The 13,615-nt window shown below is 54.6% G+C and carries 8 protein-coding genes; all 8 read right to left on the bottom strand.

Annotation, left to right across the window (positions count from 1 at the left end):
• Positions 1-43 precede the first annotated feature (43 nt).
• A complete protein-coding gene (gene recD / locus ACLJNW_RS09520) occupies positions 44-1,879 on the bottom strand; it encodes an exodeoxyribonuclease V subunit alpha (protein ID WP_023204011.1) in 1,836 nt (611 codons plus the stop codon).
• On the bottom strand, positions 1,876-5,421 hold the full coding sequence (gene recB, locus ACLJNW_RS09515; protein WP_023204010.1) for an exodeoxyribonuclease V subunit beta: 3,546 nt from the start codon (positions 5,419-5,421) through the stop codon (positions 1,876-1,878). Before recB ends, recD begins: the two co-directional genes overlap by 4 nt.
• Positions 5,414-8,302: a pitrilysin gene (gene ptrA / locus ACLJNW_RS09510; RefSeq protein ID WP_023204009.1), complete on the bottom strand. Its 2,889-nt coding sequence runs from the start codon at positions 8,300-8,302 to the stop codon at positions 5,414-5,416. The genes recB and ptrA overlap by 8 nt, the downstream gene beginning before the upstream one ends.
• Before the next feature lie 177 nt (positions 8,303-8,479).
• Positions 8,480-11,851: an exodeoxyribonuclease V subunit gamma gene (gene recC / locus ACLJNW_RS09505; protein WP_000946831.1), complete on the bottom strand. Its 3,372-nt coding sequence runs from the start codon at positions 11,849-11,851 to the stop codon at positions 8,480-8,482.
• Positions 11,852-11,866: 15 nt separating this feature from the next.
• Entirely contained in the window at positions 11,867-12,187 is a 321-nt protein-coding gene (locus tag ACLJNW_RS09500; RefSeq protein ID WP_000019291.1) for a prepilin-type N-terminal cleavage/methylation domain-containing protein, read from the bottom strand.
• Positions 12,172-12,579, bottom strand: coding sequence for a DUF2509 family protein (locus ACLJNW_RS09495; protein ID WP_023204008.1), 408 nt, complete (start codon positions 12,577-12,579; stop codon positions 12,172-12,174). The genes ACLJNW_RS09500 and ACLJNW_RS09495 overlap by 16 nt, the downstream gene beginning before the upstream one ends.
• Positions 12,576-13,139, bottom strand: coding sequence for a prepilin peptidase-dependent protein (locus ACLJNW_RS09490; RefSeq protein ID WP_000029153.1), 564 nt, complete (start codon positions 13,137-13,139; stop codon positions 12,576-12,578). Before ACLJNW_RS09490 ends, ACLJNW_RS09495 begins: the two co-directional genes overlap by 4 nt.
• Entirely contained in the window at positions 13,130-13,600 is a 471-nt protein-coding gene (locus ACLJNW_RS09485; protein WP_000744668.1) for a prepilin peptidase-dependent protein, read from the bottom strand. Before ACLJNW_RS09485 ends, ACLJNW_RS09490 begins: the two co-directional genes overlap by 10 nt.
• Positions 13,601-13,615 lie beyond the last annotated feature (15 nt).

Here is a 13,615-nt window from a genome sequence, read left to right as displayed (position 1 = left end):
GCCGGATAAGACGCTACGCGTCGCCATCCGGCGAGAACTCTTCTTATCCGGTACGACTGACTTCATCAAATAAGGTGGCTAATCCGCTGCGCCGTTCTGTACGCGTCACAATCGCGCCTGCCAGGATCCGTTCATCGGCATACAGCGATAACCGCCGCCGCGCCCGCGTAACCGCGGTATACACCAGCTCCCGCGTCACGACCGGCGAACGTTGGCTGGGTAAAATCAGCGCGGCGTGATCAAATTCAGACCCCTGTGATTTATGTACCGTCATCGCCCAGGTTGTATCATGTTCCGGCAGACGGCTGGGCTGAACGGACTTGATCGTGCCGTCCGGCATCACAAACCAGACGCGTAACCCCTGCCCGCGATCGAGCGCAATACCAATATCGCCGTTAAATAGCCCCAACGCGCTATCGTTGCGCGCAATCATTACCGGACGCCCTTCATACCAGCGAGAGTGCGGATGCCGCTGAATTTTTCGTTGCTGCACCATCGCCTGCTCAATGCGGTCATTCAATCCCCTCACGCCAAATGGGCCTTCGCGCAGCGCGCAAAGCAGTTGATACTCATTGAAAGCCTGCAGGATTGCCTCCGGCGCCGCTTTCTCATGCAGCAACCGCAGGTAGCGACCATAGCCCGCCAGCGCTTCATCCAGCATCCCGGCATAATCGTCGCTGCTTTGCAATGTACGCTTCTCTATATCGCTAAACCCCTGCTGAAAAACAGCCTGGATTTCCGACCTGTCGCCGCAGTTAATTGCCGCCGCCAGCTTGCCGATGCCAGAATCGCTGCCGAAACGGTAGCTCTTTTGCAATAAACAGAGGCTATCGCGTAAAGATGCGGCTTGCGTTCCGGCCCCCGCCGGAATGGCGCTCCCTGTGAGTCGACTTAGCTGTCGGGCGCGTTCCGCCGTAAACCCTGCGTTGACATAGGCGCAAATATCGCCCAACACAGCGCCCGCCTCAACGGATGCCAACTGATCGCGATCGCCAAGAAAAATGACCCGCCCGTGCGGCGGCAGAGCGTCAATCAAACGTGACATCATCGGCAAATCAATCATTGATGCTTCATCGACCACCAGCACGTCCAGATGCAGCGGGTTGCCCGCATGATGGCGTAATCGCTGGCTGCCGGGCTGTGCGCCTAGCAGTCGGTGCAGCGTACTGGCGTCCTCCGGTATACGCTTTTTCTGCGCATCGGTAAGTGGAAGCTGACGCAACGCCGCGCCGAGCGACTCCGTCAGGCGTGCGGCCGCTTTCCCGGTCGGCGCTGCCAGCCGGATACGGCAACGTTCGCCATCCGCCATTTGAATTAATGCCGCCAGCAGCTTCGCGACGGTGGTGGTTTTACCGGTGCCGGGACCGCCTGAAATCACGGAGATACGGCGAGTTAGCGCTACGGCGGCGGCCACCTTTTGCCAGTTCACCTCGTCTGTCGGAGGGAATAGCGCGTCCAGAATACGGGATAACTGATCTTCATCTACGGCGATGGCCTGGTTAACCTCGTTAAAAAAGCGCGCAACCGTACGCTCGTTGCACCACATGCGATTCAGGTAGAGACGATCGCCGCACAGAATTAACGGCGCGGGGCTATCGCCGCAGCTAACCGCCGCAGACGCCAGTAACCGCTTTTTCCAGTCGATTGGCGTAGCCGTTTCGCTTATCCAGGCGACCAGTAAGGGATGCGCCTCCTCCGTTAACGTTAAACGCGACAACGGCAGACACACGTGACCTTCACCTGCGTCATGACTAAGCAGCGCTGCCGCCAGCGTCACGGCGGGATCGTCGTTACCGGCGACGGTTAAAGCAAACTGGGCATCAATGGGCCGTAAGAGTTTTTGTTCAACGGCCTCCAGCAACCGCTCCTGGATTGTCATTGCGCCTCCTCACTCATTTCACCTGCAAACATATCATCCAGTTGGTTAATTAACGCCGCCGCAGGGCGAGTGGTAAAAATACCCTGCTGCGGACGTTCGCTATCCACCCCGCGTAAAAAGAGATAGATGACGCCGCCGAAATGGCGTTCATAGTCGTAATTCGCCATGCGATGACGAAGGTAACGATGCAATGCCAGCGTATAAAGCTGGTACTGCAAATCATAGCGATGCGCCTGCATCGCCGTAGCCATCGCCGCCTGGGTATAAGCGGCGCTATCCTCGCCCAGCCAGTTAGATTTATAGTCGAGCAGGTAATAGCGCCCCTCATAACGAAAAACCAGGTCGATAAAGCCCTTTAACATGCCGCGAACCTGCATGAAATCCAGCGCAGGGCAACCTGCTGAAAGCGGGTCGTATCGACGAATCAACGCATCCAGCTCTCCGGCGGTAAGCGGCTGGGCAATCGGCAGATAAAACTCCATTTCGACCTGTTTTTCACGCCCGGTCAGCACGCTCAGACTAACGCCCGTCTCGTTAAGGGGAACGTGTAACACGGTGTTCAGCCAGCGGGTAAGTACGGGCTCCCATCGCGTTTCAAAACCACTCAGCTCCAGTTTTTCCTGTACCCATTGGGGGTCTATCGGTTGAGTAAAATCAAGCTCTTCAAACAGGCTGTGCAAAAATGTTCCCGGCGATGCCCCGCGAGGAAAGTGATGCGGCGTCATTGCCGGCGCTTCCGCCGCTTCGCCAACGCCTGCGGCGTCAATGTCGAGACAAGGAATAAGATCTTGCGCCACGCTATGTCCCCGCTGCTGCAAACCGGAATAACTGGTGACGCGCCAGCTATCATAAAGCAGACGTTGCAGCGTTCTGGCGCTGAGTTCCGCGTGCGATGCAGCGGCAATTTGCCAGCGGTCGTTATCCGTACTGCCTGGCGTTCGACACACGATATCCTCGTCGCATAGCGCCTCAATACAGGCGCGAAGGCCTGCGGCATCCATCGGTTCGCCTTTTTGCAGGAGTCGCCCAAGCGCGCTTTGGTGCACATCCGTCTCGCCTTTCTTATCGCTACGACGCCGCACCAGCGGCGCGACGCCGAGGCTGCAATGCCACACTGCACGGGTCAGCGCGACATAAAGTAGGCGCAGGTCTTCCGCCAGGCGTTCGGCTTCCGCCAGTGCTATGCTCTCTTCGGCGTGACTAAGGTCCAGCACCGCCTCGTAGGAGTGCCTGTCGTGATAAAAAGCCTGGTCCTGCACGCGGAAATGGGTGATAAAAGGTAACCAGACCAGCGGGTATTCCAGACCTTTCGATTTATGAATGGTGACGATTTGCACCAGATGCTTATCGCTTTCCAGACGTAGTTGCTGGCTGGAAGCATTGCTATCGGGTTCAAGGATATGCTGCGCCAGCCAACGCACCAGCGCATGTTCGCTTTCCAGCTGCGAACCGGCTTCCTGTAACAGCTCGCTAATATGCAAAATATCCGTCAGCCGACGTTCGCCTCCCGCCGTCGCCAGCAGGTTTTCAGCAATATTGCGCGCCGACATTAGCGCGCGCAGCATAGGCATCACGCCGCGTTTATGCCAAATCTGTCGGTAGCCATCAAACTCTTCGACAACCGCATCCCACGCATTTTCATCATTGTTAAGCGTTTCGATATCCAGCGCGGTAAGGCCCATCATTGATGTCGCCAGAGCGCTACGCAGCGTATTCTCACGTTCGGGCGCCATCACCGCCTGCAACACCCACAGCATCTCCTGCGCTTCGAGCGTTTCGAATACGCTGTCGCGGTTAGAAAGATAGACGGAGGGGATCGCCAGTAAGGTCAGCGCATCCCGTATCAGCGCGGCTTCCCGCCTGCTGCGCACCAGCACGCTAATATCCGAGGCGCGAACGGGCCGCGACGAATCGCCGTTCGTCAGCAGCGCGTCGCCCGTTTGCCCGGCACGCAGCCAGTCGCGAATTTGCGTGGCGCACACCTGCGCCATATAACTTTGATAATCGCCCGAACCGCAGCTTTCCCCCTCCATTAGCCACAGGGTCATCGCCGGTTGAGGCGCGTCATTCACTTTAAATTGCAGCGACTGGTTTCTGGGCGCAAACTTTACCGGACTGAAGGGAATATCGCGGAACATAAAGGCGTCATTCATCTGACTGAACAGCTTGTTAACGCTATTCACCATCCCCGGCGCGGAGCGCCAGTTAGTGTCAAGGGTATAGTGCGCGCTCACTTCGCTGCGAGCCTTCATGTAGGTAAAGATATCCGCGCCACGAAACGCATAAATCGCCTGTTTAGGATCGCCAATCAGCAATAGCGCCGTATCGGGTTGATGTCGCCAGATACGGCGAAAAATACGGTACTGTTGTGGGTCGGTATCCTGAAATTCATCGATCATCGCCACCGGAAAACGGGTACAAATCGCCGCAGCCAGCGCCTCGCCGCTTTCACTACGCAGCGCGGTATCTAAACGGCTGAGCATATCGTCAAACCCCAGCTCGCCGCGCCGGCGTTTTTCCTGAGCCACCGTTTCACGGATCTCTGAGAGCGCTCGGGTAAGAACCAGATCTTTAATCGATAGCGGTTCGCCCAACAGGTTATCGATGGCGACAAACAATGGGTGCTGGGGCGTCACGCCGCCAGCTTTGGTGCGCTCAGCTAAAAAACGCTGTGAAAATTTTCCCAACGCCTCGGGTAATTGATAGTTTTTCGTCTCTTCTTGCGCCCACGAGGTGATCTTTTCGATCCATTTCGCCTGATTGCCGCGGTTGAATTTTCTGCGATCGATGCCGGATGATTCGATCAGCGCGTCCAGCTCGCTAACCGCCTCACACCACTGCTGCTTCACCTGGTTGATGCGCGCCAGGATCTGTTCATGACGCGATGCCAGCGTCTCCTCCTGCGATGGCGGCGCTTTAATGACCGGCGCTTCGCCCTGCAGATAACGATCGATATCCTTTAAGAGCGCCTTCGGTCCCTTCCACACGTCAAACACCACCTGCGCGATGTCGCGCGGCAGCGGATAGCAATGACGCCGCCAGAAATCGGCGCAGGCCTGATAACGCAACAAAGATTCGTCTTCAATAAGCTGTTGCTCAAACAACATACCGGATTCGAAAGCGTTCAGGCTGAGCATACGCTGGCAAAAACCGTGGATGGTAAAAACCGCGGCCTCGTCCATTTGTCGTTCCGCCAGTAATAACCACTGTGCGGCCTGCTTTTTGTCGCTAATTTCTTCCAGCAAGCGGGCATAAAGCGGATTATCCGTGCTTTCCCGCAGACAGGCGATACGCAACTCATGGATATTACTGCGGATTCGCCCACGCAGCTCTTCAGTGGCGGCCTCCGTAAAGGTTACCACCAGCAGTTCTTCAACGGTCAACGGGCGGGGAAATGCGGCACTGCCGCCCAGGCCGAGCAATAACCGCAGATACAGCGCCGCGATAGTAAACGTTTTGCCTGTGCCCGCTGATGCTTCAATCAAACGCTCGCCTGTCAGGGGCAAGCGTAGAGGATCAAGAGTCTCGGCGACATCATTCATTCTTTTCGCTCATTAGAGGTAACGTTTGCTGCAATGCGCTGACGTTATCCCACACTTTCCAGCCTGTCGGATGCACGTATTCTGCTTTTCCATTCTGGCTACCAGCAATCTGTGACAATATTGCCATACCTTGTGGTTCCACCACCGCCAGGTGGAAGAAGTCGGCAAGCTTTTGTGGCGTCAGCAATTTTATCTGAGCGATGATTTTATCACGCGAGTCAAAGCGCATATTACCCCGATCGAAATCCTTGCTTAAACGGGATGCTTCTTCGCCCAACGTTTGCGGCGCCTGGCGCATTTGCGTAATGATCGCCTGCTGAATTTGGGCGAACTCTTCCGGCTTCATCGCCCTCAGCTTCGCCTCGGCGTCAGGGAAAAATGCCTGATAGCGTTGCCACAGGTAAGAGGGCTGTTTATCGTTGCTCTGTAGCAGGAATCCCATTCCCCACTGACGGCCAACGCTCATCGGAAAGGCAAAAACGGCGTATCCCAGTTGCTCTTCGGTTCGTAGCTGATTGTAAAACCACGGTTGAACAATCTGACCTAACATCGCGCTGTAGGCGGCGCTGACGTACTCGTCGTAGCCGACCGGGACAAAGACCGCTGCTAACGCGGAGTCGGTGCTACTGCCCGCTTTTTCAAATATTACGGACTGCTTTTTCTCAACCACCACGTCTTTGTTACGACACCACGCCGATCCGTTCGCCGCGAGCTGTTTTTGAACATCTTGCGCCAGAGAGGTCGCCTGGGCTTCGCTCATATTCCCTATAACCAGAAATTCCGGACGAGCGCCCGTTTTTAACGCATTACGATAGGCCATCACCTCTTTCAACGTAATGGACGGCAGCAAAGCGCGACGTTCATCACGGGAAAAATAAGGCACCTGCGAAATCATCTGCACTGGCATAATCGCCTGTTCGTAGGCTTTTCCCTTCTCCGCAGAATCCATCATCTGCGTATACCAGGATTTCGCCTGCGCCAGCTGTTCCTCCGTGGCGTCGTAGCTAAAATATCCTTCCAGCAACGCCAGGAAAAGCTGCGGCAAACGCTGGGTATAACCGTTCGCAGTGACCATCAGACCATTGTTGGCGTTAGTAGAAAAGCTAATGCCGCCCACTGCCGCCTGGTTGCTGAGCTGATCGAGCGCCATTCCCGCCAGATAATCATTAAGGGCGAACAGTACCTGATTGCGGGCGCTGTCCATCGCCTGCGGGTTACGCAATACCACGCTCACGTCAGCTTTTGGCTCGCTGGCGAAATAACGACTCGGCGCATAAACCACACGCAAATCCGCTTTATCGACAATCAGTTCTGGCCGCACGTAGTTTTTGTCATTCTTCACAAGCGTGAAATCATCAGGAATATAGGGGTTTAACTCCGGCAGCGACAACGCAATGCCCTGTGCTTTTTGCTGCCAGTTTTTAAACGTCTGTTCGCTAATCTTATCGACCTGATAAGGCGCATCCACAAAATACGCAATCTTATTATGGGGTTCCTGGGGACTGATGTACCAGATGCGCGCATTCTGCGGCGTCATCATCGCCAGGCGATTTTTGATAGCGGCAGGATCGTAACGATCGGCGATATTCGCCGCATCCAGCGTATGCGCTACCGGGACGCGGATCATAGTGTCCGCCAGCCATTCGACATAGTCCATATCGCGGGTAATCGACGGATAGCGGAAGTCGAGATCCAGCACATGCGCCAGCTCGTCAAAGTAACGTTTATCTATCCCTTTTTCACGTAACATATTGAGATAGCTGAAAATAGCCGCGACGACTTCATCACGATTGGCCAAACCTTTATCGGTCAGCGTTGCCGAAATGGCAAATACGCCGCTGTTACCATTAACAATCGGATCGGAATCCGCGCTAATACCTTCGACCAGTCCTTGTTTTTGCAGCCAGTCAGAGAGCGTCCCCGGGCTACGATTGCCAATTAGATAAGAGACCAGTTCATCGGTCTTGCTGCGGAACTGCGCGCTATTGTTATCAATACGAAACTCCACGCGCAGCACTTTACGCGGTAGTGCCGGCACGTAATGAATAATGATGCCCTTCTGCGCCTCGGTGATGACAGGTACGGTAATTTCCGGTTTTTTAATCTGTTTATTCGGCACGCGGCCATAGGTTGCGGCAGCAATACGCGCCAGTTCCGGCAAGGGTTTATTACTGTAAATCACCGCCTTCATCAGATTAGATGAATAGTATTTTTCATGAAAAGCGATCAACGCCTGTTGCACCGGATTTCCCGGCTTATCGCTTAGCGTTTCCAGATTGCCGCCAGAAAAGTGCGAGCCTGGATGCGCCGGGTTAATGGTTTCGGCGCTTACCTGCGCCATACGCATACCGTCGCGGGTGCGCGCCATCGTCAGCTCGGCATTCACCGCGTTTCGTTCGCGTTCGGCATACTTTTTATTGAGCAATGGCGCGGCAATGGCGTCGGCCAGGCGATCTACGGCACCTGGAAGCGCGTCGTTTTCAACCTCCAGGTAGAAGGCTGTTCGATAAGGCGCGGTGCTGGCGTTGTGGCTACCGCCATGTCTTTTAAGGTATTCGGCAAGGCTATCCGCCTGCGGATATTTTTTTGACCCCATCAGGCACATATGCTCAAGATAATGAGCAAGCCCCTGATGAGCCTCAGGATCTTCAAGCGATCCAACGGGCACCACTAACGCAGAAAGCGACTTTACAGCCTGCGGATCGGATACCAGCAACACCACCATGCCATTATCAAGACGTATCGCCTGATACTGCCGGGTATCTTTATCGCTTTTACGGATAGTTTCTTGCAGCGGTTGCCAACCGATATCCGCCTGAACTGCAGGCCCCCAGAGGGCGACCAATAACAATAACGCTTTGAACCAGGTGCTGCGGGGCATTCACGGACCTCATCATTAACTTTCATTCCCACTCATCTGTATGGTCACGTAAACCATCGACCTGAGCGGAACGGGATATTATTGTGCTGAACCAGGCAGCATTTTTTTATCAGTAATCAGTCCGTGACGAAGAGCGCATCATAGTCGAAGCCTTTTAATGGCGCGATTTTCATACAATCAACGAGACTGACTAAAACGAAACAGCGGTAACAGGTAATGCCGTGACTGCGCAATGATAGCCTGCAACGTTTCAGATTCCAGCTGACGCCAAAGACGTTGATACCAGATATCTTCGCCTTCGCCGCTCACCATCATGTTGCCTTCATAAGCCTGTAGAAACTTTGTTCTGGCCTTCTGTAAGGTGTCATCGTCGTCTAACATGACATCATTTTCAGCGTCATAACAGGCTTTTATCCATGCGCCGCCGCTTTCCGGCAGTACCAATAGCGGAGAAGACATGCCTTCCCGGTAGCCTTCAATCAGTTGCGCCAGGTAAGCCATTGCCTGCGCTTTATCAAGTGGCGGAAATCGCCATTCTCCCTCTTTGCGCAAAAACAGACGACTTTCGCCACTCCCGCCGCTGGCACAATAGACAAGGTGTTCCAGCCAAAGTTGCACACCTTGCGCAACGCTGATTAAAGCGGGACGCCAGCGCAATAATCCATCCTCCTGTACCTGCGGTAGCCAGCCGGTTAGCTGAACGCCATTGCAAAGCAGATCCACTTCCAGGCTTTGGCTCGGCTTACGACAGGCGATAACCCGGCTTGCCAGTTGCTGCATCTCCTGACATTGCGCATCCCAGAATATTTCGCCAAACGCGCCGTAAGGCAACTCTCCCGCAGCCCGGAAACGGCGGAACAAGCGTTCGGCGTCGTCCTCTTCAACCAGCGTATTGAGCAACTGTTGGTTAAGTTGATATCGCGTCAATCCCTCTAATTCAAACGGTTCCGCATCAGGAATCTCACTCTCTTCCGAGCGGAAATTAACCTGAAGCCGCATCTGAAAAAATGCGCGTACCGGATGGGCCCAAAAACGCTGCAGACTTTCCAGAGTCAATGTTTCCGGCATCGTAAAAGGAAGCGGCTGCACAAAGTCAGAATGCGCTTTTCCCGACTGACTCGCCGCGGGCAACCACTCTCTGGCATAACTTTGCTGTTCGCCGGGTTGGTAATTTTGCGCATCAAAAGGCATACGGGTATGCAGACGCGTAATATGCGCTTTGACTCGTGCTTCGCTCTCATCACAGGTCAGCGTTTCGTCGCCCGGCAAATAGTGGCTTTGCCCGATGTAATCCACCAATTCTTGCACCAGTACAGAGGGAAAGCGTTCGCTATTATCCTGGATGGAGCGACCGATGTAGCTGATATACAGCGTTTGCTGCGCCGAGATTAACGCTTCCAGAAACAGGTAGCGGTCATCGTCGCGACGGCTTCGATCCCCGCGCATGGGTTTTTGGCTCATCAGGTCAAAGCCCAACGGCGCAAGCTGGCGCGGGTATACGCCGTCGTTCATTCCCAGCAGGCAAACGACTCTGAACGGAATGGAACGCATCGGCATCAGCGTACAAATATTGATGGGGCCCGCCAGGAAGCGCTGGCTAATACGTTCCTGATCCAGACGCTGCGCCAGTTCATCCCGCAGTAGCGAAATCGGTACCGCGTCGCCATATTCCGCCGCGACGCCTTCGGCGATAATGGCCTGCCACTGCTGTTCAATCAATGTCATTGCCGCTTCCGTGTCCGCATCGGGCAGGAAGAAATCATTGAGCATGTCGCGACAAACGGGCAGCCACTCTTCCAGCGGTCGCTCCTGCGCCAGACCGCGCCGCCAGATATTAAGCTGCATCAACAGCGAAGCCAGATGCCCGACCAGCTCGGCAATCAGACCGCTGGATTCGTCATAAGGCAGAACCGACTGCCACTCGCCCTGGGCGCTTTCCATCGCATACCCCAGCAGCATACGCGTCAGGCCAAATTGCCATGTATGCTGCCCTGTGGCAGGAAGTTCCAGCTCGCGTACGTTGTCATCGTCAATTCCCCAGCGAATGCCTGACTCATTGACCCACAAGCGCAAATAACGCAGCCCTTCTTCGTTGATCGTAAAGCGGGCTGCCAATACCGGTACGTCTAACAACGCCAGAACATCCTCGGAGACGAAGCGGCTGTCCGGTAACGAAAGTAGGCTGATAAATGCCTGTAACACCGGATGTGACTGACGCGCCCGCCGATCGGAAATGGCATAAGGCAGATAGCGCTCCGTTGGCGCGCTACCAAATACCGCCTGGATAAACGGGCTATAGCTGTCAATATCAGCCACCATAACGATAATGTCGCGCGGCGTTAGCGTCGGATCGGCTTCCAGCATCGCCAGCAGGCGATCGTGCAGTATCTCCACCTCGCGCTGCGGGCTGTGACAAACGTGAAAAGAGAGGCTGTTATCCTCGGGATCGAGCAGACGCTTATTGTCGCTGCGCGAATACTCCTCAAGATTTACGCCCGCCACCGCATGGCTTTCCAGTTCAAGGATATCCGCCTGAATCCGATGCAAAAGATTATCTGGCGTAATATCAACAAACGCATCCAGCTCCTGGCTGTTTTCCAGTTCAGATAGCAGGTAGATATAATCCCGCCCCAGTTTTCCCCATGAGGCCAGTAGCGGATTACCGATATCCTGTTCACCGTCGCTGTTAAATAAGGCTTCCGGATTCTGGTTTTCACGGAACAACGGTAAATGACGGTCTTCAAAACTGTGACGACGCTGGCGAGCCATGAGTTTTGCCAGCCAGGCTGGGTCTTTAATATCCCCCCAGTAATACCGACACGGATTAGTAAAAAGGAGATGGATTTCAATATGTTTACCCAGCGCCTGCAATGCTCTGAGATACACTGGCGGTAACGCGGAAATACCGCAAATAAAAACGCGGGACGGCAACCCTGGCGGGCAGGCGGTCGCGCTTTCCAGCGTTTGAATAAAGCGTTGGTAGAGATTGGCGCGATGCCAGCGCGGCTGCCCCAGCGCGGCGGTATATTCCACCAATGCTTTCCACAGCGGCGCCTGCCAGTTTTGCGCCTCCCCCAGACCTTCCACGGTTTTTCCCGCTTCCCACTGCGTAAGCCAGTCAGGCCGATAAACCAGATACTGATCGAACAGGTCGGCGGCGCGCGCGGAAAGCTGAAAGAGTTTGCGTTTATCGGTGTCGTCGGTCAGATAATGGCGCAGCAGTACAAACTCATCCTTATCCAGCAACTGCGGCAGCAAGGTCATCAGTTTCCAGCTCATGCTTTGTTTGCTGAAAGCGCTTTCTTTGGGGATATCCGGCAACACGCGGACAAACATCTCCCAGATAAAACTCGCCGGTAATGGAAAAGCGATATTCGCCGCAATACCAAACTTTTGTGAAAGGGTCATCTGCAGCCACTGCGCCATACCCGTGCTTTGTACCAGAATCATTTCTGGTTCAAAGGGATCATCCAGCCGCTCGCGTTCGACGATGAATTCCATCAACGCTTCCAGTACATCCAGACGATTGGAGTGGTAGACCCTTAACATAATTACTCCTGACGATTAACGATTTGGACAATGCAAGCGCGTCATCTGCCCCTGCCTGCCAGAGGGTGAAACCATCGTGACGCTGATGCTGACACATCCCGATTGCGTTGTCTGCATCCGGTTGGCCTTCCAGTCCTCAGCAGGCGAAAATGGATACAGCGCCGTTTGCTGCCACGCCTGCCGCCAGATCTGGAGATACTGGTGTCGTAATGCAAAACTGTGCATTAATACCCGCTGATAGCCTGACAGCGCGGTGACGATCATTACCATTAGAACCATCGCCACTAAAACTTCCGGGAGGCTAAACCCGCGTTGTAAATTCAGGGGATGCGACATAACGCCACCTCTTTTAACGGACAAAAATCGCTCCAGCCGTGGGGAGAAAAGACAATGCTTCCCTGAATGACGTTGCCCAAACGCCATAACGTCATGCCATCATCTTGCGCCGCCATCACCACCTCATCCCCCGATAATCTCCGCAAACAGACCCTCGCTCCTGAAGGGGAATAGCGCCGACATTCCATTTCGGTTACGCCTGACCATAGCTGCCCCCGCCCCCATTCCAGCGCCGACTGTACGAGCGCCTGGCGTTGTATCGCCAGGCTCTGCGTCGTCACGCGAGTGGCATAGCTGGCCTGCTGCTGATTTACGCCTTGCAGTAGCAGACTGCCCAGAATCAGTATTAAAAGCGCCAGTATTAGCGAAGAAGCGCCACGTTCCCGATTCACAGATTAAATCCCGTTACGCTGTATTGCGCGTCAATAACCGTCTGAGGCTCGGCTTTGCTGGCGCCGCGCAGATGCAGCATGAGCACTGGCGAGAATCCCGTTATATCCCGGCGCTCAACGGTAAACGCCGTGATGAGTACCGTATTGGGATCGGTCATTTTTTCCCATCCCTTACCCTGGCAAGATGTTGCTCCGCGTAATGTCTCCAGAACGTTATCCTTCACACGAAACCCGGTCTGGTCGGCCTCTTTCGCCGGTATGGTATCCCAGACACCGTTATTATTCCCGTCCCACTGAACGATGACGCATTGCCCCTGTTCGGCAAGATGTAACCCTTCGCCAATACAGTGGCCATGACAGTAACCCGCACGTTGAAGATGCTTCGCTACGGTATAGGTTCGCTGCCAGATTTCATCTTCCAGCGATAACTGTCGCGTGTTGTGCCAGATCTCACGCTGTAGCGCCGGTAAAAATCGTGCGGACCCAAGCAGTAAAATGGAACCTATCGCCATCGCCAGCACAACCTCCAGTAGCGAGAACCCTCGCGTGGTTATTGACACGTGGCGGCCTCATTACGCTCACATAGCCTGATTCGCCCCCAGGAGGAGACGACCAGACGCCACTCTCCGGCAGCGTTTTTCAGTACGATGTGCCCTGCCCATGCCGTATTGCGCAGGCCAAAGAAGGCTAACGACGGCGTGATATCGGCAAGGACGACATCACGCCAGTCGGGCGTAAACACAAAGGGGGAAGATGGCGTACACGATGTTTGCGTAGCAACAGAGCTGACAAAGCACCATGAACCGCCTTCGCTGACCACGCGAAGAATATGATCGCGGTTATGCCAGTGAGCGTCCTCACGAAGTTGCAGCAGGTAATCCCGCACCTGACATGCGGTTTGCCACAGTCGCTGTTGCTGCTGCCAGCGTTGCCAGCCATAAAGTCCTGTGGCGCTGAGAATGATAATGAGCGACATCGCGACCACCGTTTCAATGAGCGTATAGCCCTGTTGTTTTTTCATATCGGCAGTATGGCG

The sequence above is a fragment of the Salmonella sp. SAL4457 genome (assembly GCF_046548235.1).
Taxonomy (GTDB): domain Bacteria; phylum Pseudomonadota; class Gammaproteobacteria; order Enterobacterales; family Enterobacteriaceae; genus Salmonella; species Salmonella enterica.
This window is presented reverse-complemented; position numbering and strand designations above follow the sequence as displayed.

Bases quoted from the DNA above. Each gene is read 5' to 3' on its own strand.
- recC (WP_000946831.1), bottom strand. From the start codon at position 11,851: ATGTTAAGGGTCTACCACTCCAATCGTCTGGATGTACTGGAAGCGTTG.
- ACLJNW_RS09485 (WP_000744668.1), bottom strand. From the start codon at position 13,600: ATGAAAAAACAACAGGGCTATACGCTCATTGAAACGGTGGTCGCGATG.
- ptrA (WP_023204009.1), bottom strand. From the start codon at position 8,302: ATGCCCCGCAGCACCTGGTTCAAAGCGTTATTGTTATTGGTCGCCCTC.
- recD (WP_023204011.1), bottom strand. From the start codon at position 1,879: ATGACAATCCAGGAGCGGTTGCTGGAGGCCGTTGAACAAAAACTCTTA.
- ACLJNW_RS09500 (WP_000019291.1), bottom strand. From the start codon at position 12,187: ATGTCGCATCCCCTGAATTTACAACGCGGGTTTAGCCTCCCGGAAGTT.
- recB (WP_023204010.1), bottom strand. From the start codon at position 5,421: ATGAATGATGTCGCCGAGACTCTTGATCCTCTACGCTTGCCCCTGACA.